This window comes from Paraburkholderia steynii, from assembly GCF_900100565.1.
Lineage (GTDB): Bacteria > Pseudomonadota > Gammaproteobacteria > Burkholderiales > Burkholderiaceae > Paraburkholderia > Paraburkholderia terrae.
Window position 1 is genome coordinate 131,207 of the sequence record NZ_FNDI01000021.1, and the last position, 19,339, is coordinate 150,545.

20 protein-coding genes are annotated in these 19,339 nt (G+C 59.7%); 12 read left to right on the forward strand and 8 right to left on the reverse strand.

Features of this window, described 5'->3' with window-relative positions; all coding sequences use genetic code 11:
- Window positions 1-141 precede the first annotated feature (141 nt).
- Both BLT65_RS31300 and xth read left to right on the forward strand, forming a co-directional pair.
- Window positions 142-534, forward strand: a complete 393-nt coding sequence (locus BLT65_RS31300; protein WP_091785228.1) for a DUF3597 domain-containing protein — start codon at window positions 142-144, stop codon at window positions 532-534.
- 68 nt (window positions 535-602) lie between these two features.
- Window positions 603-1,481, forward strand: a complete 879-nt coding sequence (gene xth / locus BLT65_RS31305) for an exodeoxyribonuclease III (RefSeq protein WP_091785231.1) — start codon at window positions 603-605, stop codon at window positions 1,479-1,481.
- 28 nt (window positions 1,482-1,509) lie between these two features.
- Here xth and BLT65_RS31310 read toward each other — a convergent pair whose 3' ends face one another.
- A complete protein-coding gene (locus BLT65_RS31310; protein WP_091785233.1) occupies window positions 1,510-2,451 on the reverse strand; it encodes an LLM class oxidoreductase in 942 nt (313 codons plus the stop codon).
- Between the two features lie 543 nt (window positions 2,452-2,994).
- Between BLT65_RS31310 and BLT65_RS31315 the strand changes: the two genes are divergently transcribed.
- Complete coding sequence (locus BLT65_RS31315; protein ID WP_091785236.1) at window positions 2,995-3,309, forward strand: virulence RhuM family protein; 315 nt, start codon at window positions 2,995-2,997, stop codon at window positions 3,307-3,309.
- Between the two features lie 190 nt (window positions 3,310-3,499).
- On the opposite strand, the gene alr is transcribed toward BLT65_RS31315, so the two are convergent.
- Together alr and BLT65_RS31325 are read right to left on the reverse strand one after the other, a co-directional pair.
- On the reverse strand, window positions 3,500-4,567 hold the full coding sequence (gene alr / locus BLT65_RS31320; RefSeq protein ID WP_091785343.1) for an alanine racemase: 1,068 nt from the start codon (window positions 4,565-4,567) through the stop codon (window positions 3,500-3,502).
- 99 nt (window positions 4,568-4,666) lie between these two features.
- Window positions 4,667-5,959 (reverse strand): D-amino acid dehydrogenase, encoded by a 1,293-nt coding sequence (locus tag BLT65_RS31325; protein ID WP_091785239.1) that lies wholly within the window; start codon window positions 5,957-5,959, stop codon window positions 4,667-4,669.
- A 163-nt stretch (window positions 5,960-6,122) separates the two neighbouring features.
- Between BLT65_RS31325 and BLT65_RS46695 the strand changes: the two genes are divergently transcribed.
- Window positions 6,123-6,347, forward strand: a complete 225-nt coding sequence (locus BLT65_RS46695) for a GntR family transcriptional regulator (protein ID WP_208545831.1) — start codon at window positions 6,123-6,125, stop codon at window positions 6,345-6,347.
- 75 nt (window positions 6,348-6,422) lie between these two features.
- Here BLT65_RS46695 and BLT65_RS31335 read toward each other — a convergent pair whose 3' ends face one another.
- On the reverse strand, window positions 6,423-7,730 hold the full coding sequence (locus BLT65_RS31335) for a tryptophan leader peptide (protein WP_091785244.1): 1,308 nt from the start codon (window positions 7,728-7,730) through the stop codon (window positions 6,423-6,425).
- Between the two features lie 389 nt (window positions 7,731-8,119).
- The gene (locus BLT65_RS31340; protein WP_091785247.1) at window positions 8,120-8,485 is read right to left on the reverse strand and encodes an antibiotic biosynthesis monooxygenase family protein; all 366 of its coding nucleotides are present in this window, start codon (window positions 8,483-8,485) and stop codon (window positions 8,120-8,122) included.
- Window positions 8,486-8,632: 147 nt separating this feature from the next.
- On the opposite strand from BLT65_RS31340, the gene BLT65_RS31345 reads away from it, so the two are divergent.
- Window positions 8,633-9,049, forward strand: coding sequence for a MarR family winged helix-turn-helix transcriptional regulator (locus BLT65_RS31345; protein ID WP_229515391.1), 417 nt, complete (start codon window positions 8,633-8,635; stop codon window positions 9,047-9,049).
- 245 nt (window positions 9,050-9,294) lie between these two features.
- Here BLT65_RS31345 and BLT65_RS31350 read toward each other — a convergent pair whose 3' ends face one another.
- Complete coding sequence (locus tag BLT65_RS31350; RefSeq protein ID WP_091785252.1) at window positions 9,295-9,816, reverse strand: hypothetical protein; 522 nt, start codon at window positions 9,814-9,816, stop codon at window positions 9,295-9,297.
- 442 nt (window positions 9,817-10,258) lie between these two features.
- Between BLT65_RS31350 and BLT65_RS31355 the strand changes: the two genes are divergently transcribed.
- From BLT65_RS31355 to BLT65_RS31370, 4 genes are all read left to right on the forward strand, one after another.
- Entirely contained in the window at window positions 10,259-11,173 is a 915-nt protein-coding gene (locus tag BLT65_RS31355) for a LysR family transcriptional regulator (RefSeq protein ID WP_091785255.1), read from the forward strand.
- 189 nt (window positions 11,174-11,362) lie between these two features.
- Window positions 11,363-12,352, forward strand: coding sequence for a zinc-dependent alcohol dehydrogenase family protein (locus BLT65_RS31360; RefSeq protein ID WP_091785258.1), 990 nt, complete (start codon window positions 11,363-11,365; stop codon window positions 12,350-12,352).
- 350 nt (window positions 12,353-12,702) lie between these two features.
- The gene (locus BLT65_RS31365; protein ID WP_244186777.1) at window positions 12,703-13,521 is read left to right on the forward strand and encodes an MBL fold metallo-hydrolase; all 819 of its coding nucleotides are present in this window, start codon (window positions 12,703-12,705) and stop codon (window positions 13,519-13,521) included.
- A 146-nt stretch (window positions 13,522-13,667) separates the two neighbouring features.
- Window positions 13,668-14,384 carry a helix-turn-helix transcriptional regulator gene (locus tag BLT65_RS31370; RefSeq protein ID WP_208545832.1) on the forward strand — a complete coding sequence of 239 codons (717 nt, stop codon included), beginning with the start codon at window positions 13,668-13,670 and terminating at the stop codon, window positions 14,382-14,384.
- 125 nt (window positions 14,385-14,509) lie between these two features.
- Here the strand turns inward: BLT65_RS31370 and BLT65_RS31375 are convergent, their stop codons facing one another.
- The gene (locus tag BLT65_RS31375) at window positions 14,510-15,064 is read right to left on the reverse strand and encodes a fasciclin domain-containing protein (protein WP_042309351.1); all 555 of its coding nucleotides are present in this window, start codon (window positions 15,062-15,064) and stop codon (window positions 14,510-14,512) included.
- A gap of 479 nt (window positions 15,065-15,543) precedes the next feature.
- Here BLT65_RS31375 and BLT65_RS31380 point away from each other — a divergent pair, with 479 nt between their 5' ends.
- Window positions 15,544-15,822 (forward strand): hypothetical protein, encoded by a 279-nt coding sequence (locus BLT65_RS31380; protein WP_042309352.1) that lies wholly within the window; start codon window positions 15,544-15,546, stop codon window positions 15,820-15,822.
- A gap of 56 nt (window positions 15,823-15,878) precedes the next feature.
- A complete protein-coding gene (locus tag BLT65_RS31385) occupies window positions 15,879-16,187 on the forward strand; it encodes a superinfection immunity protein (protein ID WP_007589796.1) in 309 nt (102 codons plus the stop codon).
- A gap of 120 nt (window positions 16,188-16,307) precedes the next feature.
- Here the strand turns inward: BLT65_RS31385 and BLT65_RS31390 are convergent, their stop codons facing one another.
- A complete protein-coding gene (locus BLT65_RS31390) occupies window positions 16,308-16,781 on the reverse strand; it encodes an NUDIX hydrolase (protein ID WP_091785267.1) in 474 nt (157 codons plus the stop codon).
- Between the two features lie 299 nt (window positions 16,782-17,080).
- Between BLT65_RS31390 and BLT65_RS31395 the strand changes: the two genes are divergently transcribed.
- Window positions 17,081-19,330: a phospholipase C/P1 nuclease family protein gene (locus BLT65_RS31395; RefSeq protein WP_091785345.1), complete on the forward strand. Its 2,250-nt coding sequence runs from the start codon at window positions 17,081-17,083 to the stop codon at window positions 19,328-19,330.
- Window positions 19,331-19,339: the final 9 nt, after the last annotated feature.

A 19,339-nucleotide genomic window follows, 5' to 3' on the forward strand; every position in this document is an offset into this window, starting at 1 on the left:
TCCGGGTACGTGCAATGCGGCCCGGACGTGCGTTCGTTGGCTATGTCGCCAGCGGTTCGCGTATTGCCAGGACGCGGCGGGTCTTCACGGCCACATGGCCCGTGCGCGCTATTGCGTTCAACCGTTTTTCGGAGGCAAGCCATGAGCATTTTCAGCACGATCCTTAGCAAGATCTTCCCGTCGAGCCATCCGGCCGTGCAGGCTGCAGCCGCGCCGGACGCGGCGCCAGCGGCGGATGCCGCGCCCGCTTCGGCTCCCGCCGCCGCACCGGCGGAGCCCGTCGATGTCGAAGCGATTCTCAGCGCGCTCGCCGAGCAGAATTCGGAGAAGTTGAACTGGCGCACGTCGATCGTCGATCTGATGAAGCTGCTTTCGCTGGACAGCAGCCTCGGCGCGCGCAAGCAGCTCGCAGAGGAACTGGATTACAGCGGCGACACGAACGATTCGGCATCGATGAATATCTGGCTGCACAAGCAGGTGATGACGAAGCTCGCCGAAAACGGCGGCAAGGTGCCGGACGATCTGAAGAACTGAGCGGTTCGGGCGGGCGAAGTGCGTGAGCGTTCTGTCACGGGTATGCGACTTGCGACGGCGCGTGGATCATGAAGCTCGCCACGTTCAACATCAATGGCATTCGCTCGCGTTTGCCTGCGTTACTCGCATGGCTGGAACGGGAAGCGCCCGATGTCGTGTGCCTTCAGGAACTGAAGGCGCCCGACGCGGGCTTCCCCGAAGCTGAGATCAATCGCGCCGGTTATGGCGCGATCTGGCATGGACAGACGTCGTGGAACGGCGTCGCGATTCTCGCGAAGGACGCCCAGCCTGTCGAAACCCGCCGTGGTCTGCCCGGCGATCCCGACGATACGCATAGCCGTTATATCGAAGCCGCCGTCGATGGCTTGCTGATCGGCTGTCTGTACCTGCCGAACGGCAATCCGCAGCCGGGTCCGAAGTTCGACTACAAGCTCGCGTGGTTCGAGCGGCTGATCGTCTACGCGAAGAAGCTGCTCGATTCCGGACACCCCGTCGTGCTGGCGGGCGACTATAACGTCGTGCCGACCGACTTCGATATCTACAACCCGCGCTCGTGGCTCAAGGACGCGCTGCTGCAACCGGAAAGCCGCGAGTGTTATGCGCGGCTGCTGAAGCAGGGATGGACGGACGCGTTGCGCACGCGCTTTCCGGATGAACAGGTCTTCACGTTCTGGGATTACTTCCGGCAACACTGGCAACGCAATTCAGGCTTGCGCATCGACCATTTGCTGTTGAACAAGCCTGTCGCCGCGATGATGCGCGATGCGGGCGTCGACCGGTGGGTGAGGGGCGAGCCGCATGCGAGCGATCACGCGCCTACGTGGGTTGTGCTCGATCTCGACGGGCGCGTGGTTAATGTGAAGAAAACTGCAGTGAAGAAAACTGCTGCCAGACGAAGCGCGGTACGAACGACACCAGCAGCCGCGTCAAAGAAGACCGGAAAATAACTTTACGTTACCCGAATCGACAAGGGCGTCACCCGTGAAACTTTGGCAACACGTCCGCCGCGACTTCCTCCATCACGTCGCGCACAGGCCGGTCGGAAGTCAGATTCAGCGTCACATGATGCGTGCCGTTCTCGCGCATCTCGTCCAGCACAGCCAGCAACGCGTGCCGTCCCGCGCGATATCCCAGCGATAGCGGCGTCGCCGGTTCGTGCGGGTTATCGCTCAGATCGAGCCGCATCGCGACTCCAAACGCGCGGAACGAAGGAGCCGGCAGACGATCGACGGCAGCGCGCCACATGCTGTGCCGTGCGCGCTGCGTCTCTGGCTCGCGGTGATAGGTCATCCAGCCGATCGAATGCCGCGCTATCCAGTCGACGCTCTGTCCGCCCGAGCCGACCGCGAGCAAGGGCACAGCCAACGGCGGCTGCGGCAGCAGCATGAACTCGGGTGCATTTTCCGGCCGCAGATCGGGTATCACGCGCTGCGTTTCGCCGAGTGCAGCCGCGACCGTCTCCCAGTGCGTTCGATACAGTTCGCGCCGCTCTTCGGCATCGCGCCCGAACGCGGCGTACTCGGGCGGCCTGTCGCCTGAGCCGAGGCCGAGTATGAAACGGCCATTCGACAGCGTCTGCACGGATCCCGCGCCCTTCGCGATATGCAGCGGATGGCGCAAGGTCAGCACGATCGCGCCGCTCGCGAGCGCGATTTGCGTTGTACGCGAGGCGAGCGCCCCGAGCAGCACCCACGGATCGAGGTGCCCAACGGGATCGGGATAGTCGGCGCTGTTCAACGGCACGTCGCGCACCCAGAGCGCGCGAAAACCAAGCGTGTCGGCCAGCGCCGCAAGCTCGATCTGCTCGTGAAAGTCCGCGACGATCTGGCCCGCGCGCAACAAGGGCAGCGTCAGCCCGATCGACAGATGGCCTTCGGAAAATACCCTGTGATCGATTGTGGATCTGGCTGTGCTCATCGATGGTTGCCTGCCTTGCCGCCGTCATCGAATGTCCTGCAATGGCGGCGCGATTCAACGGAAGCCGATCCTAGCATCGCGCCGCAAATCCCACCTGGCAATGGACAACGACGGGACAGCGCCGGACACAACAACCCACTTGAGCCTTTGGTAATTTGTCTCCAACTGTGCCGGAAGCAGCGTATGTGTAAACCGAATCGAACGCGGCCCGAGCGGGAGGGAAGGCGCGTCGAGAAATGCGGCGCCTCGATAGACGTATCGACGGGACGTGGATGCAGTTCAACAAGAACCCGATTCCGAACGGACGAGAATGGCTCCGAAACGGGGCTGGACCGATCCCGAGAGCTCGGGAGCAATGTCCGAGCGTACGGCTATCGGATATCCAGCGCGTTGGCGGCATAGTTCTCTTTCATGGGCGTATTTGTTCTATCGGAAGGATGTGCGGGTCCTGTTGAATAGAGGTACGGTGGTAAGAATCACAACTGGATGACAACGCGCCGAGCGATTCTGCTGATGATGCAACGACTAAGAGGAACATGCACGATGAGGTCCGTACAGTATGTTTGCGCGTCGAGCAGCAGGAAAGTCGATGGCAGGCTTGACGAGAACACTGCCTGGTTCGAATTTCACCAGGTTGCCCATCTGTTCGGCATGAGTCTCGAACAGGCAGCCAAGATACTCTGGCAAGCGGGCACGACCGGCGACATTGAGCCTGAAAAAGATGTCAGGTCGTCCGACCGCTGCAAATGCCTGTTGAGTCACCGGGCAGTCGTCGCGGTCGGATACCAGGTCAACTATGGTCGGGCAACCGCTTTCCGTCACTGGTGCGCCTCGGGCCTGACTGTTCCGTTCCGTTGAATCTCCTTTGCTGACAGTTCTTCGATAAATCCCGTCGAACACGTGCCCAGTCGCACGGCTGGGATGCGTGGGCTGGGACCGTCAGTGCCAGGCAATGCTTCTATTCACAGCCATCGTCTGTGGCCGACGTTTTCAATGAGTAACGCTCGCGTGTCGGTGGTGCGAAGCCGATTCACCGGGCTCTAGGGCTTCAGGCAACGGTTACAGGCACTCGACGCGCCAGGCCGCACATCAATTCATAACCGATGGTGCTGGATGCATAAGCGACATCATCAATCTTCACCTGGTTGCCCCACAGTTCGACTTGGGACCCTATTCGCGCCTCAGAACAGGGGGTTAGGTCCACCGTAATCATGTCCATGGAGACCCTGCCAACAGTACGCGTCAAGATGCCGTCTACCGAGATGGGTGTGCCGCCAGGCGCATGTCGAGGGTAACCATCCGCGTATCCGCAGGCAACGACTCCGATGCGCATTTTGCGTTCAGCTTTATAAGAGCGGGCGTAGCCAACGGTCTCTCCGGCTTGCAGCGTTTGCGTTCCGATAATCGCACTGGTCAGCGACATCGATGCGCGAAGGGGAACGTCTGCGATGTCAGTGGCACGACCAGACGGCGAAGCTCCATAAAGCACAACGCCTGGTCGTACCCAATCGCGATGAGCGCGCTTGTGCCACAGCACGGCGGCGGAATTCGAAAGGCTGCGCTGGCCGGGAATGCCACGCGTTGCTTCATCGAAGCGGTTCAACTGCCAATCTAATGCACCCTCATCTGCATTGGCAAAGTGACTCATGAGAGAGACTGTGCCGACCCCAGCCGAGGCCGATGCGCGCTCCCACGCTTGACGGTAGGCGTCGGGCAGGAACCCGAGCCGATTCATCCCGGAGTTCATCTTCAGATAGATATCAATCGGCCGTCTCGGCCTTGCGGCTTCAATGAGTTGAAGTTGTTCGTCGCAGTGGACGGCCACGGTCAAGCCGAACTCGTCTGCAGTTTTCGCGTCGGCGTGGTTAAAGATTCCCTCGAGTAAAAGGACAGGCTTCTTCCAACCCAGCTGCCGGACCCGTACTGCCTCGTCGAGGTCAAGTAACGCAATACCGTCCGCCGCCTGGAGAGCAGGGTAGATGTGTTCAATTCCATGCCCGTAGGCATTCGCTTTCACTACCGCCCACACACGTGAGTCTGGAGCTCGCTGCCGGACGACTTCGAGATTGTGTTGAACGGCACCAGGATGAATACGTGCGTGGATGGGGCGTGGCATAACCTTCCTCTTCAGGACAAAGTTCAAACGACACTTCGGAGCGTTGCTGTCAGGACTTCTGAGGTCGTGCGGCGGAACGTCCATCGCACGGCCCGATTCCTAGTCCAGCTCGAAATCGGCCGGCACCTGCGGTTCTTTTTCGTAACGAAAGACGTTGAGGTCGTCGTATCGAATGGCGGGCTGTTTTCCAGATATCAGGTCGGCGAGAAGCTGAGCTGAGCCACACGACATGGTCCAGCCGAGCGTGCCATGGCCTGTGTTCAGGTAGAGGTTGGGCACGGACGTACGACCTACGATAGGCGTGCCGTCTGGCGTCATCGGGCGAAGTCCGGTCCAGAACGTGGCGCGCGATGTATCGCCGCCACCTGGGAAGAGGTCATTCACGCACATTTCCAGCGTCTCGCGACGCGCTTCGCGGAGACGCTTGTCAAACCCGACGATTTCCGCCATCCCGCCGACACGGATGCGCTTATCGAACCGCGTGATGGCAATCTTGTACGTCTCGTCGAGAACCGTTGAGACTGGCGCACGTGACTCGTCGGCGATTGGCGCGGTGATGGAATATCCTTTGAGTGGATAGACGGGAATCTTGACCAGTCCAGACAGGAAGTTCGTCGAATACGACCCAAACGCGACGATGAACGCATCTGCATGGATGAGTTTCGCACCATGCCGAACGCCGGCGACCCGTCCACCCTCGACGACCAGACCATCGACCTGGGTGTTGTAGCGGAAGGTGACGCCCGCTTTCTCAGCCATTGAGGCGAGCCGGGTGGTGAACAACTGGCAGTCACCGGTTTCGTCGCCAGGCAAGCGCAATCCACCCGTCAGCTTATGTGAGGTGGCAGCAAGGGCAGGTTCAACCCGGGCGAGCTCATTGCCTGTCAGTAACTCGTACGGGATGTTGGCCTCTTTAAGTACCGCGATGTCCTTCGCCGCGCCATCGAACTGCTGCTGCGTCCTGAACACTTGCAGAGTGCCTCCAGCACGTCCCTCGTACTGAATGCCCGTCTCGGCTCGTAAAGCCTTCAGACAGTCGCGACTATATTCCGCGAGTCTCACCATGCGGTTCTTGTTAATCGCGTAGCGTTCGGCGGTGCAGTTCTGCAGCATCTGCCACATCCATTGCAGTTGGAACTGCTTGTCCGCGTCGTCCGGTCTGATTGCAAGCGGGGCGTGTTTCTGGAACATCCACTTCACAGCCTTGAGCGGTACGCCGGGGGCAGCCCAAGGCGCCGCGTAGCCAGGGGAAATCTGGCCTGCGTTGGCAAAGCTCGTTTCGAGAGCGGGACCCTGCTCCCGGTCGATGACCGTGACTTCATGGCCTGCCCGCGCGAGATAGAACGCGCTCGTTACACCGACGACTCCGCTGCCCAGCACGACGACTCGCATTCGACAGACTCCACAGCCAAAAGGCCATAAACAGTTAGCAAAAACTACAGATGCAGCACATGTCAGTTGATGACCGGATGCTAGCTGCAAGCTCTTGGGTTTTTCTATTGTTTAATCGGCAATTTTTGGCTGAATCACCTGGTTTGCCTTCGCGGTGTGTCGAGTGAGAGTCCGCAGGCTCCGTCGTGGCTACGAATTCCCGAAGTATGTGTCGGCGCTGGACGTCATCCAGCGTGCGGAGACACGCCATGCAGACATGATTGATGCGATTGCGCGCAAGGATGCTGATGCCGCTGAAAAACTCGCGCACGAGCATACGATGCTGTTCCAGAAGCGATTCCTCGATTACATGCGACAGAACATGACGGAATCGATGGCGCTTCTGTAACCCGCGCGAGGTGTCTTGCGTGACTGTCATAGTCCCGCAAGAGAACCAGTCGGATAACGTATGCGATGAGAAACGTCAGGCCGGCACCTGCCCCGCGGGCCCGTCCAGGATGCGGAGTTTGTCGCTCATGTCGGGTAAGTTGTGACCTGCCGCTCGAACGTCGCTCACAAGCCGATGTGCAGCTGCCTTGCAGTGTGCGAGCGTCGCATGCAGGCGCGGCTCTGTCTGCAGGCCGGTCACCGCTTTCTCAAGTTCAGGTGGAGATTCGCTTAGCAGGGCGGGAACAACTTCGTCCGGCGGTATCAGGGAGCCGTGACTTAACAACTGAGCGGTCCAGTCACATCCGTACAGAAGCGCACGTCGTTCGGCCTTTCGCGCTTCGTCCTGCTCGAGCGTGTCGAGGCTATGCCGGTTCTTCTGAATCTCAGAGCGCCACGCCGCCAGTATGTCGGCTCGCAGCGCCGCTATCGCGTCACCGAGCGACGCGTTCTGCCCAGCCGCTACAAGACGACGTTCATCAAGTCTGTCGATGTGGTCCCGATAGCTTTCGAGGTACGGTAGCCAGTTCAACGGTAGCTCCGTCTTTTCAAAGAACGCGTGGCTTACCTCATTGAGTTCGTTGCGAATATCCTGAAGGGCCTGGTAGTCGGCAAGACGCGCTTCGTGTACGTCGTGGGCCGTCACCATCTGTCGGTGCAGAGGGAAGAGTGGATTGCTGTCGCGCCGCTGTAGATGTCGCTCGGCCGCGCCCGGCCGCGCGCTCCATTTCCAGTTGGGCAGCGATTTCGCGTCAAATTCGACTGCCTGTATCATCGGCCGGAAAACAGCCAGCGCTTCCTCTGTGGCATGGCGAAAGCAGTCTGCCACCTTGTAGTCATTGCCTTGCAGGGGGGCGTCCGCATTCCTCGCATACGGTGAGTCGGGCGTGAGCCTGAGCGTGCCTGTGGCCAGAAAGAATTCCATCGGCAGTTCCACGGACAGGCCTTCCTGCCTGAAGGTGCGCTGTTCAGTGGAAATCGCCTCGACAGAATGCGCCAGGCGGTTTTCCAGGTCGAGGAGGGTATCAATGGTGTCTCCCGACGAGGGTTGCGCCGCGTCGGCAAGCAGGCAGAAAGTTTCGCGTGCCATCCTCGCCGCGATAGTGCCGTGCTTCTCAGCAAAGAGCCAGAACCAGAGGGCAAGCTGGTAGCCCTTGACACCGTTTCGGGCGATGGGTTCGACGTCGGGTGCGAACGCAATACCGGGCGCGGCCCAGCTCGCGAACGGCGGTGTTCCGGCGCCCTGATACATCCCCAGGAGCTGCCGTATCGATTCATGCGTATCGGTGGGCCAGTCGCGCGCCTCCTCGAGGCGTTTCTCGGTCTTCCAGAACCTCCAGTCCATTCTGAACCTCGCAAGAGAGCAAGCGTATCCGTGCTACGCGCTGCGAAGGATACTTGCACACTCTGCCGAGGGCGTAAATCGGGGCTGTCCTTCGTCGCCCGCAGTGTCACCAGTCGAAAGGCCATGCCGTTAGCGACGCCCCTTACTTTGGGGAGAGATGGCGCCCAGGTTGAACGCAACCGTTAAGCACGACCGTGCATGACGACGCTGGGGCAGCGTGTGCTGCGCTTGCCAAACTGGAGCGTTCCCGCTATAGCGTTGACACGCAGCGTCCGGGCCCGACCGTCGCAAGCATACGCTCAGGCGGGTTACGGTGTGCCGTTCGTATTTCGTGTAACCGCGGACGCGCTAACTATCCGCATACCCGCTTCCTGCAAGCTCTCGTTCAGTTACGCGACGCAGATGCCTGGTACCGCAACTTTCTGGAACAGATGCGGGGTAGCCGCGGCCGACGACGGATAGGCCGAGACTTTGGCCCTGAATTCAGGATTTGCAAACGCAGCCCGGAAATGGGCGGTGGATTCCCAGACAGCATAATTTAGATAGGTCGGACTCTCGCCAAGCGCACGATGCAGTTGGGTGGAGATGAAGCCCGGCTGACGCTTCATAAATTCTGCGTCGTCTTGCCATACTTTGAGAAACGACGACTCGTCCGCCTTCTCCAGCGTAAAGACGTTCATCAAAACCACGGGAGAGGCATCGATTGCGACCTGACGTTCTATTGGAAAGGCAGGGTCAAGCGGGCGAATAAACATGGTGAACTCCTCCAATCTACGGTTGTGATGGTGTAACGATTCCACATTGACATTATGATGTCAATGTGGAATCGTTACACCATATTCAGAGTATGGTGACAGATGAATAAATCTAAGCGAACGCCTGCTGGAACAGCCTTGTCCAGTATGATTCTCGACCTGTTTCGCCTCAACAACCGGCTACTGTCGGCGGGAGACCGTCTGGTCGCCGAGGTTGGCTTGACGAGTGCCCGCTGGCAGATTCTTGGCACCATCGCAGCCGGTGACCGGCCGCAGCCGGTCGCGTGGCTCGCCCGCGATATCGGCGCGCACCGCCAGAACGTACAGCGCATCGTCAACGAGCTGGAAGCTGAGGGCCTCGTTTCTTTTGAACCCAATCCGCACCACAGACGGGCGGCCCTTGTCGTCTTGACGGACAAAGGGATGCAGGCATTCGAGGATGCGATGCACCTGCAGATACCATGGGTCAATAATCTTGCGGAAGAGCTTCAGGTGCGGCACGTGGAGACGACACACAAGGTCATCACCGAGGTACTTCGAAAACTTGAAGGCGATGACGAATAGCCAGAGCTGATGAGTTCGGGGTTCGGCCCGAACTCATCAGCAGCGCCGAGACCATCAGCCCGGTGACCTGTGTTGCTGCGGAAATAGCCCGAGAGGCGAGCGTCCGTGGAAGCGTGACGGGGTTGGTAGAGTGCCTTCCGAAAATTGATTGTCAGGCCTTTCTCGATGACCGTGTAGTCGGTGATACGAAGGTCGGGCGCTCGGCAAGGCGGGGTCCGAGTCAGATACCTTGAGCAATTGCAATGTCAGGACGTCGACCCCGGCTGTGGCCAAGGCCACCCCTTCTTTTCGTCGGGCGCATCCCACTCAGCAAGCGGTGCAGCCTCAACCGACACTTCGACCGGACTCGCCTCCTCAGCGGCATCGTGCGCCGGGTCATTCGAGGCGCCCAGTTTCATTTCGGGAAGGCCGGACCCAAACCATTTCACCTTCTTCTGGATATGGACAACGTATTCCTTCCATCCGTTTGGGTTGCCATCAAAGAGGTCATGCTGAACGGTTGACGCCAGCGCATTGCGATTGAGTTCCGACTCGAGCAGTTCCTTTGGCCACAGGAAGAACGCGCTCGCGACGCGTGCGCCGAACTCGGCAACCGTCATCTGCGGGGCAAGGGCACGGAGGTAACCGAAGTCCTGCAACGCATCCTGTTCCTTAGCAAGTCGGGCCACCAGCGCATCCGGGCGAGCCGCCCTGGTCAAACAGTTCAAGGCTTCGAGCATGTCCCCGAGGTGAAGCAGCAGTTCCCGTCTATCGAATCGGTCATCCATCGCAGTATCTCCGTTCATTGTGCCCCTATGAATGATAGTAGCCGGTCTCACGGTTGACGGGGCGTCGAGCGCGTTACGCGCGTCTACCGCACGAGCGCGGTGTTCGTGGTCTTTCAACGTCGGGCTCGCGCTGTTCGGGTACCCGTCAAGCGGAGCAATGAAGCCGAGCGTCAGCTTGCCGGCTGAAATGTCCTCGAAAATCCCGAGTGCGTGCGAGACGCGGCCCCCTTGGATTGAACATCTGGATGGCGGTCGGTGAGCATGTTGAACGACTGAAGAGTGTGATGTTTCGGTTATGTGCTGGAGAAACCCAGCCGCTGTTCGTGTGATTGTTCGCCTCTCCTCCGCCGCGATAAATAAGCTAGGATTGAATGAATTGTTGCCTTTCAGGCGAACAATGCTGATATCAGTCTGCCGAACTGGACACGGCTCAGAGGCATTCATGGAATTTCTGCAGGCAATGAAAGTCTTCAGCGCAGTCGCTGAATTGGGTAGCTTCACACATGCTGCTGAAGTGCTTCAGGTCGGACGGCCTCATGTCACGCGCTCCATCCAGGAACTGGAGGCAGCCCTCGGGGTCAGGCTGTTCCAACGCACGACGCGGAGCGTGAAGCTGACGGCTGAGGGCGAGCAGTTCTTTGCGCGAACAGAAGACATTCTTGCCAGCGTCAACGATGCAACCTCGATGTTCAATCAGTCCGGCGAGACAGTGCGGGGCCGGCTGCGTATTGATCTGCCAGCCGCGTTTTCCCAACAAAGGTTTCTGGACCGGCTGCGCGAATTCAACCGCCTGTACCCGGGCCTCGAGCTTGTACTCGGCGTGACCGACCGGGCCGTTGACCTGGTCGCCGAGGGAGTCGATTGTGCATTGCGAATCGGGGAGCTTCCCGACTCGAGCCTTGTAGGACGGCGGATGGGAGCGGCCGTCATGCTGACGTGTGCGTCACCCGGATATCTGGAGGAACACGGCGCTCCGCTGAGCCTTTCTGACCTCCCAGCGCATCGACGGGTCAATTTTCTATCGGGCCACGACAACCGCCCATTGACCTGGCGCTTCTGCGACAACGGCGAGGAAACTTCGGCCACCTTTCACTCCAGCATCAGCGTGAACGAGTCGAACGCCTACGTTCACTGCGGCGTCGCTGGATTCGGGTTGATACAGGCTCCGGGGATACTGGTTGAGGAACATCTGGCGTCGGGGCAACTTGTTGAAGTCCTGGTCTCATATAGACCGGCACCGTGGCCAGTATCGTTGCTCTATCCGAGCCGAGCCCACGTGGCGTCACGCGTGAAGGTCTTCACGCAGTGGCTTTCTGACGAGCTTGCTACTTTCAATCAAACCTGGCTCGTACCGTAAGGTCGCGGTTCGAAGTCGGGCCACAAAAGTTACCACCACGACAACTAGTCCTGGATTGTTGCTCACAGAAGCAACAGTCAATTGCCCACCGTTTCGTTTATCGATTCCCGTCGTCCTCCTACAGTGTCATGCATCTGCCGGCTGCGATCATTTCAGCAGCCGGCATCCACGACATTTCGAGGTCAAGTCATGACAAGAGCAGTTCGCTTTCATCAAACCGGCGGTCCGGAGGTACTTCAGTTTGACGACGTCCAGGTAGCATCGCCTCAGTCTGGCGAGGTTCAGATTCGCGTCAAGGCTCTCGGTATCAATCGCGCAGAAGTTATGTACCGCACGGGCAAGTACGTCATCGACCCTCAGTTTCCGGCGAAGCTCGGTTATGAGGCTTCCGGCGAAGTCGTTGCCGTCGGCGCGAACGTGACCGGCTTTGCGACCGGCGACCTGGTCAGCGTTATCCCCGCGTTCTCGTTCGCCGAGTACGGCATGTATGGCGAAGTCGTGAACGCACCGGGGCACGCCGTAGTGAAGAATCCGGCGAACGTAACTCACGAGGAGGCGGCAGCCACCTGGATGATGTTTGTCACCGCATACGGCGCGCTGATTAATTACGGCAAGCTGACCAGTGCGGACACCGTCATCATCGGCGCGGCGACCAGTAGCGTCGGGCTTGCTGCCATCCAGATCGCGAAGATGGTCGGAGCGAAGACCGTTGCATTGACACGAAGCGCAGAAAAGGAAGGAACTTTACGAGCGTGCGGTGCCGACCACGTTCTGCTGTCGGATATGCCGGACCTGACGGAATACATTATGAGCGTCACCGGCGGAAAAGGTGCTCGCATCGTCTTTGACCCAGTCGGTGGGCCGAACGCCCGAAACATCTTGCGCGCAATGTCGCACGGTGGAATCTACTATCAGTATGGCGCTCTGGACTCCCGCGATATTCCGGTGCCGGTGATGGACATTCTGACGAAGCACCTGGTCCTTCAAGGTTACGAGTTGTTCGAGATTACCCAGGATGCTCAGAAACTGGAGCAGGCCAAGGCGTTCATCTCTGAAGGCCTGTCCTCCAGGGCGCTCCGTCCTGTCATCGACCGGGTATTCCGCTTCGAGGAGATTGCCGAGGCTCATCGGTACATGGAAGCCGGCAATCAGGTTGGCAAGATTGTCGTTACGCTGTAGTTGCCACGCGACCTTCCACGAAGTCACGCTCGGCCGATGACTTCGAGGAAAGCGAAGGCGCGGTACATGCCGTCCGAGCTTTTCGTTCCAGCGCGACAGTGAGGTAATCGTCAAAGACTCTTGTTCGACGAAGGCACCTTCAGTCGAAGCCTCGCACCTTCCTCCGACCTGAACGGTCTTGAGCAGTTGACGAAGCAAGTTGAGCGATTCGGGCGGGGAACTGTAATTAAGCTGCTCGGGTGTGAGCCACGAGTGCTCGCAGACTACATTTCCCATCAGGTTTAGAGGTATTCATGAGTTCTCGAGCTAAATTCCAGGCACCCGCCATTAACCGAAAGACGGTTGGGGACATGACTGTCACCATGTTGAGTGACGGCTATCTCGATGTATCGTTTGAATTGCTTGACGGCATCGATGCAGCCAAGGCTGAAGCGTTGCTTGAGCAACGCGGCGCTTCTCCATTGCCTCGGATGAACATCAATGTCTACGTTGTGGAAACTGCGGACCGAACAATCCTGATCGACAGCGGTGCGGGCGGCATCAACGGGTGGGGCGGACGACTCCAGGTCGCGCTCGCGGCTGCCGGCATCGACCCGCTCCAGATCGATACGATTCTATTGACGCATGCACACCCGGACCACATCGGCGGACTTGCCGGGCCGCTGCAGACCCCTGTGTTCAGGAACGTGCGACAGCTGTTTGTCCATGAGAAGGAATTGGCATTCTGGCGCGATGAAGGAATCTACACGAGCGCACCTGACGGTTTCCGCCCGTTCTTCGATGTCGCACGAAACGCATTCAACGCTTACGCCGAGAAGCTGGTGCCGTTCCATCAAGAAGCGATATTGCCAGGTATCCAGACGGTTCCGCTTTTCGGACATACTCCCGGGCATACGGGATATCTATTGGGAGACAGTTCAGACGCGTTGCTGATATGGGGAGATATCGTCCATTTTCCACACATTCAACTAGCGCGGCCTGATGTCACGATTGCTTTCGACAGCGACCCGGCGCTGGCCGCGCATATACGCGGGAAACTGCTCGACAGAGTAGTAACCGACAAGCTGTCAATCAGTGGCATGCACTTCAATTTGCCGACAACCGCCTCGGTTCAGCGTGACGGCAGTGCTTACATCCTGAACTATGACATGTGGTCGCCTGCTGTCTGAAGTACTCGGTAACGTGGGGGCGCTGCATGCGGACAGGAAGTGCGTCAAAGAAATCGTCGAGTGAGTTGCTTGAGGACTTGTTGAGCCTGGCAAGGTCCCGGGATTCTCTGCCATGTGATTGCTTGCGCTCCGTTCAAGCGCATCAAGTGAAGAAGTACGAAGTCGACGGCGCGACGCTTTCTTTCCCTCTGCTGGGACATTTCAGGTGCAGGGACCAGGGTGGCTGGCTGCGTGTGTGCGCAGGAGATATTCTGATCGTTCCTAACGCGCGGAGTATCGATATCGAGTACATCCCCGACCGGGAGCACCGTGAATTCGTCGCGCTCAGCGTGGTTCTCGCCGAGGAGCAACTCGAGGCTGCCCGATTGCTGCTTTCGGTTCCCCCGCCGGCTGAGACGGGCGGTATCGCAGCCGTGCCGGTCGAGAACTTTCTTGAACCACTTACCCGTTGGACCCGCGCCATGCATGAGGGAAATCGCCCTCTCTCATTGCACGCGATGGTGGAAGTGGTCCTGCGGCTTGTTGAGAGCGGACACTCAGGCTTTCTCCATCCGCAAGCTCCCAGTCTGGCAATGAGAATCCGTAGGTTGGTGACGCAAGACCCAGCGCACAACTGGAATTCGACGGAAATAGAAGGCCTGACGGGTTTGAGTGGGCCAACCTTGCGCCGTCGGATGGCGGAGGAGTCAACGACGCTTCGGTCGGTGATTGCCGATGCGCGAACCTCCGAGGCCCTGCGCCTCCTGATGACGTCACACCTTCCCATAAAGACGGTGGCCGCGCGCGTTGGCTACAACTCAGTCGCGAGCTTTAGTCGGCAGTTCGCAGAGCGTTATGGTACTGAGCCGTCCCAATTCAGGTGAAGTCCGCTGCGTGCCGTTCACCGGTAGCGCGCTGGTGGACGGCACTGTTATTGGAGATTCGGCATTTCTCAACGTAACGCGGCCAGCTGATTGGCGACCGAAACGACCACTCATCGAGGCGGCCTCTATTTCGGCATCAGCACCTTGTCGACTACCATGATGACGCCGTTGCTCTGGACCACGTCATAGGTCGAAATGTCGGCGGTGTGCCCGGCGGCATCTGCAACGACAATGTTGTGAGGTCCGTTTTCCGAAAACGTGAGCATCTCTCCGTTGACGGTCTTCAGCGCTGTCTTGCCACCGCCTGCCTTGATAGCCGTGTCCAGTTTCCGGAAGTCGTATCGGCCGGGGACAACGTGGTAGGTCAGGATGCTGGTCAGCGCAGCCTTGTTTTCCGGCTTCACGAGCGTCTCTACGGTGCCCGGAGGCAATGCCGCAAACGCTTCATTGGTCGGGGCAAAGACGGTGAACGGGCCAGCGCTTTTCAAGGTATCGACGAGCCCGGCCGCTTTGACTGCGGCGACGAGCGTAGTGTGGTCCGCTGAGTTGACAGCGTTGTCTACGATGTCCTTGCTGGGATACATCGCCTGTCCGCCCACCATGACAGTTTCACCTGCTGCAAATGCGTTCGACGTTGACATCGTCAGTGCCACAACCGCAAAGAATACTGCGCGTTTCATGTTCGTCTCCTGAAACAGCAACGCCCGATTACGCTGCCGTGACCGTATATACGGGCGGCACCGGCGCCTGGATTCAAGTCAGCCTGGACGATGAAAGCAATGCCGCGTTGACGTGGCGAAGAAGCAGTGGAACGTTCGTTGTTCGTGCTTGCCAGCCACGGATACGCAATCAACTCGCGTCGCCAACACCGGGTTCCCACCGTTCCCCGACCAGTCAACCACAGGTTTATCGATAGCAACCTGCGCTCGTGCTCGACGTGGCACCACCCATGCCAGCCGATTTGCTGGCCATACGGGTCAGGCAAGCCACCACCGCACGACCGTACGTGCCATCCATTGTTCAGAATTTGGGAACTGTGATTTCAATCTATGAGCATAGAAATTCGATAGGGCTCGACTAAACTCACTCTCAATCGACGCCGCGCCAAATCCATCCGGTTGCGACGCCTCCCTGATTCAACATTCTCTGGAGTTACGTCATGAAAACCCGCCTTATCGCAGCCTTGCTGGTCGCCGTCTCCGCCGCTGTCGCCGCTCCCGCTTTCGCGTCGGGTTATGGTCCGGCGCCGTTTTATCGTCCGTCCGTTGGCGCACCCGCTTCGCAACGCGGTGTCAGCGCTCAGACTTTCGCCGCCGAACGCAACCAGGCTACGGCTGCAAACGACGCCGTTGGCGGCGTGACGGGCGCATCGTCGGAATCGGGCAGCCGTCAGCCGGCGCAAGCCGCTAACGACGTCAACGTGTTCAAGGGTCATTGATCGCTGCGCGCGGCGGGCAACGCTTGCCGCGCAGAAGAGAAGCAGGAGGTGATCCCATGAGAGCATTCTTCGAAGGACTGGTGTTGCTGGCGGCAGTCGTCGTGTATTTTCTGCCCGCCATCGTCGCCGATGCGCGCGAACGTGAAGATGCATTCGCGCTGACGATCTTCAACGTGCTGTTCGGCTGGACCGTGATTGGCTGGATTGCGGCGTTCGTGTGGGCGCGTCATCGCGTGAGCGACAAGCGGCTCGCGAATCTCGCATCGAACACGCGTCGGTCGTTGGGCCGCGTGACGATCGCGAAGATCGTAGCGCGCTCACGCCGGGCGCGTGCGGCGCGGCGTCAGTCGACGCTATCCGCGTAAGAAGAGGTTGAATCGATGAAACCGCCGGTCTGTGTCAGGCCGGCGGTTTTGTTTTGACATGTCCGCGTGTAATTAGTATGGAAGCCGAAATAAATTACAAAAGGCGCATGCCAGGCGGACTTACCACAGCGCCGGCGTCCATCCTCGCAGTCGCACATCGTGCAGGGCCTCGCGCAGATTCTGCACGAACGCATCGGTGCGCTGATAGCGGCTTTGCACGCGTGGATCGTAAGTGCGGTTCAACGCGAGCACATCGACGATGCCGCGCGTCGAGACGCTCGTATCCAGATCGGAAATATCGGTGACCTTGGCCCATGTGCAGCGCATGATCTCGTTGCTGGGCACGGGGGTTTGATGTTCGTCGACATGCGCGGCGAACACGTGATGACAGGTGCGCGCGCCCGCGAACTCGAACAGATATTGCATGCCCTTAGCCTGAAGGCACGTTTCTTCCATCAGTTCGCGCACGGCGGCGGCTTCGAACGTCTCGCCGGCGTCGGGTTTGCCGCCTGGCAGCGACCAGCGCGAGTTGGCCTTGCCGACCAGCAAAATGCGCGTGCCCGTCAGGCACACGACAGTCGCACGTTGCTTCACAGTGTCTCTTCCATGTAGGGACGCGAAAGCAGGGCAAGCACGCCCCATGCCGCGCGATGCGATGGCGCTCTCAGCCGCCATTCGCCCATATTGTCCGCCGATCTTGAGTATGGGACGTGACATCTTGATGACAGCGCTCACCAAAAAATGACCCAACGCTGTCATATGCATCGGAGAACCTTGAACGTGACCACGCGCCGCCGCCGCATACCATGCACGCAGCATGCGTTTCACCGTGCGACACGGCGGCGTGCCTGCAACGGCCGGTCGATACGACCGGCGAGCGTCGAGGTGAATCGATGAATCCACTGTCCACGCAGCACAATTTCCAGAGCCTGTCGTTGAAGGATCTGCTCGAAGCGCGCGATCTGTATCACTGGCATCTGTCGAACAAGGCCAATGTCGTCGGTACGGCCGTTGGTTTGTATCTGATTCGAAACGACGAACCGTGGCCGGATCAGCGGCGCGGCGCGAACGGTGACGCAGAATCAGGCGTGAAAGCGAAGGGCATCCGCACGTTCGACAACTCCGAAGTGCGTCCGTATTCGTGGCCCGCCGTGATCGTACTGGTGCGCGATTGGATCGACGCGACCGAGTTCGGTCATGGCAAAGTCGACCCCGATCATATGGTGCCGCGCACGCTGTACATGCCCGACGGCCGCGCGGTGCCCGTCTGCGTGGTCGCCGTCGAGCCGACGGTGCCCGTTACGACCGCGCCGGCGGATGCACGCTGGCCGTCGACGTATATCGGCGGCGGCTGTCCGTTGATCGCGGATGCGCAGGGCATCGAGCGCACGGCGAGCGTCGGCTGCCTCGTGACGGACGGCCACACGACATACGCACTCAGCAATCGCCATGTATGCGGCGAGCCCGGCTCGCCCGTGAAGGCGCTGTTGCGCGGCGCGGTAGCCGAAGTCGGCATTGCATCGGACCGGCAGCTCACACGTGAACCGTTCACCGCCGTATTTCCCGAGTTTGCGGGCAGTCGCAGCTTCCTCACGCTCGATATCGGACTCGTCGAAGTACACAACGCGAATGACTGGTCGAGCCAGCCGTTCGGCATCGAAGGCAGCATCGGCAATGTCGCGGATATCAACGAGCTGAGTCTGAGCCTGCAACTGATCGATCAGCCCGTGACGGCATTCGGCAGCGCATCGGGCGCGCTTGACGGCACGATCAAGGCGCTGTTCTACCGGCACAAGTCGCTTGCGGGCTACGACTACGTTTCGCAGTTTCTGATCGCGCCTGCGAACGGCAGTCCGCAGACGCAAACCGGCGACTCGGGGACGTTGTGGTATTTGACGTCGCCTGCGAGCACAACCGGCGACGGCGAGCGCCATCTCACTCCGCTCGCGATCGAATGGGGCGGACAGTCGCTTGCGAGCGACGACGGCGAGCGTCTGAACTACGCGCTCGCGACAGGCCTGAGCACGGCGTGCCAGCTGCTCGACGTGGACCTCGTGCGCGCACACAACGTCGGCGCGAATCCGTACTGGGGACAAACGGGCCATTACAGCATCGCGACGGCGGCAATCCAGTCGGTGAAGCCGGGCCCGCTGCACGATTTTCTCGACGCGAATGTCGAGCGGATCAGCTTTCGTCCGGACGAACTCACGCCGGAGCAGATTCGCGACAAGCTCACGCGCGGCGATTTCGTCGAACTCGCCGATGTGCCCGACCTCGTGTGGAAGAAGACGCCCAGCCGCGTGCCGGGCGGACGCGACTACGCGCAGAACGCGGGCCCCGAGCATCCGAATCACTACGCGGACATCGATCAGCCCGACGGCGACGGCAAGACGCTGCGCGACGTGACGCTCGGCAATATTGCTAACATGAGCGTCGCGGTGTGGTCGAAGTGGTATGCGGATGAAGGCGAAAACGATGCGCGCTACGAAGGTCTGTTGCCGTTTCGCGTATGGCAGATTTTCGACGAGATGGTCAGGCAACTGAAGGCGCGTAACGACACGAAGTTCCTGTGCGCGGCGGGCGTGCTTGCGCATTACGTCGGCGACGCATGCCAGCCTTTGCACGGCTCGTATCACGCGGACGGCTACAAGGACGCGCCCGGCGCGACGCCGAAGAAGTGGCCGGGCAAGGGCGTGCATGCGGCCTACGAAGACAAGATGGTCGACCGTCATTCGGGCGAGCTTTTGCCGCAGATCGGGCCTCAGGCGAAGGCGTTCGAGGGCGAGATTCCAAAAATCGACGACGGGCGCGACGTCGCGTTCGCAACTGTCACGCTGATGGCCGAGGCGGCGACGATTCTTCCGCCATCCACGCTGATCGACGAGTACATCCGGCTGGGCGGCGGCAGTTCGGCGCGTGTCGTCGATGGTCTGTGGGATGCGTTCGGCGCCGACACGGCGAAGCTGATGGGCGCAGGCGCGCGCTATCTTGCCGCGATGTGGGAAGCCGCGTATGCCGCCGCCGATACGTCGCTGCCGGCCGGTGCGCGGGAGATCAGCGAGCAAGCGCTTGCGAAGGTGTATCAGGACAAGGCGTTCCTGCCTTCGCTGACGCTAGACAAGATCGGGCCGGTGATCGGTTGATGGATTGGG

Coding starts and splice junctions, on each gene's coding strand:
- xth (WP_091785231.1), top strand. CDS start 603: ATGAAGCTCGCCACGTTCAACATCAATGGCATTCGCTCGCGTTTGCCT.
- BLT65_RS31345 (WP_229515391.1), top strand. CDS start 8,633: ATGATTCTCGACCTGTTTCGCCTCAACAACCGGCTACTGTCGGCGGGA.
- BLT65_RS31395 (WP_091785345.1), top strand. CDS start 17,081: ATGAATCCACTGTCCACGCAGCACAATTTCCAGAGCCTGTCGTTGAAG.
- BLT65_RS31300 (WP_091785228.1), top strand. CDS start 142: ATGAGCATTTTCAGCACGATCCTTAGCAAGATCTTCCCGTCGAGCCAT.
- BLT65_RS31325 (WP_091785239.1), bottom strand. CDS start 5,959: ATGCGAGTCGTCGTGCTGGGCAGCGGAGTCGTCGGTGTAACGAGCGCG.
- BLT65_RS31335 (WP_091785244.1), bottom strand. CDS start 7,730: ATGGACTGGAGGTTCTGGAAGACCGAGAAACGCCTCGAGGAGGCGCGC.
- BLT65_RS31385 (WP_007589796.1), top strand. CDS start 15,879: ATGAGAGCATTCTTCGAAGGACTGGTGTTGCTGGCGGCAGTCGTCGTG.
- BLT65_RS31355 (WP_091785255.1), top strand. CDS start 10,259: ATGGAATTTCTGCAGGCAATGAAAGTCTTCAGCGCAGTCGCTGAATTG.
- BLT65_RS31360 (WP_091785258.1), top strand. CDS start 11,363: ATGACAAGAGCAGTTCGCTTTCATCAAACCGGCGGTCCGGAGGTACTT.
- BLT65_RS31365 (WP_244186777.1), top strand. CDS start 12,703: ATGACTGTCACCATGTTGAGTGACGGCTATCTCGATGTATCGTTTGAA.
- BLT65_RS31350 (WP_091785252.1), bottom strand. CDS start 9,816: ATGGATGACCGATTCGATAGACGGGAACTGCTGCTTCACCTCGGGGAC.
- BLT65_RS31310 (WP_091785233.1), bottom strand. CDS start 2,451: ATGAGCACAGCCAGATCCACAATCGATCACAGGGTATTTTCCGAAGGC.
- BLT65_RS31340 (WP_091785247.1), bottom strand. CDS start 8,485: ATGTTTATTCGCCCGCTTGACCCTGCCTTTCCAATAGAACGTCAGGTC.
- BLT65_RS31315 (WP_091785236.1), top strand. CDS start 2,995: ATGAGGTCCGTACAGTATGTTTGCGCGTCGAGCAGCAGGAAAGTCGAT.
- BLT65_RS31380 (WP_042309352.1), top strand. CDS start 15,544: ATGAAAACCCGCCTTATCGCAGCCTTGCTGGTCGCCGTCTCCGCCGCT.
- alr (WP_091785343.1), bottom strand. CDS start 4,567: ATGCCACGCCCCATCCACGCACGTATTCATCCTGGTGCCGTTCAACAC.
- BLT65_RS31375 (WP_042309351.1), bottom strand. CDS start 15,064: ATGAAACGCGCAGTATTCTTTGCGGTTGTGGCACTGACGATGTCAACG.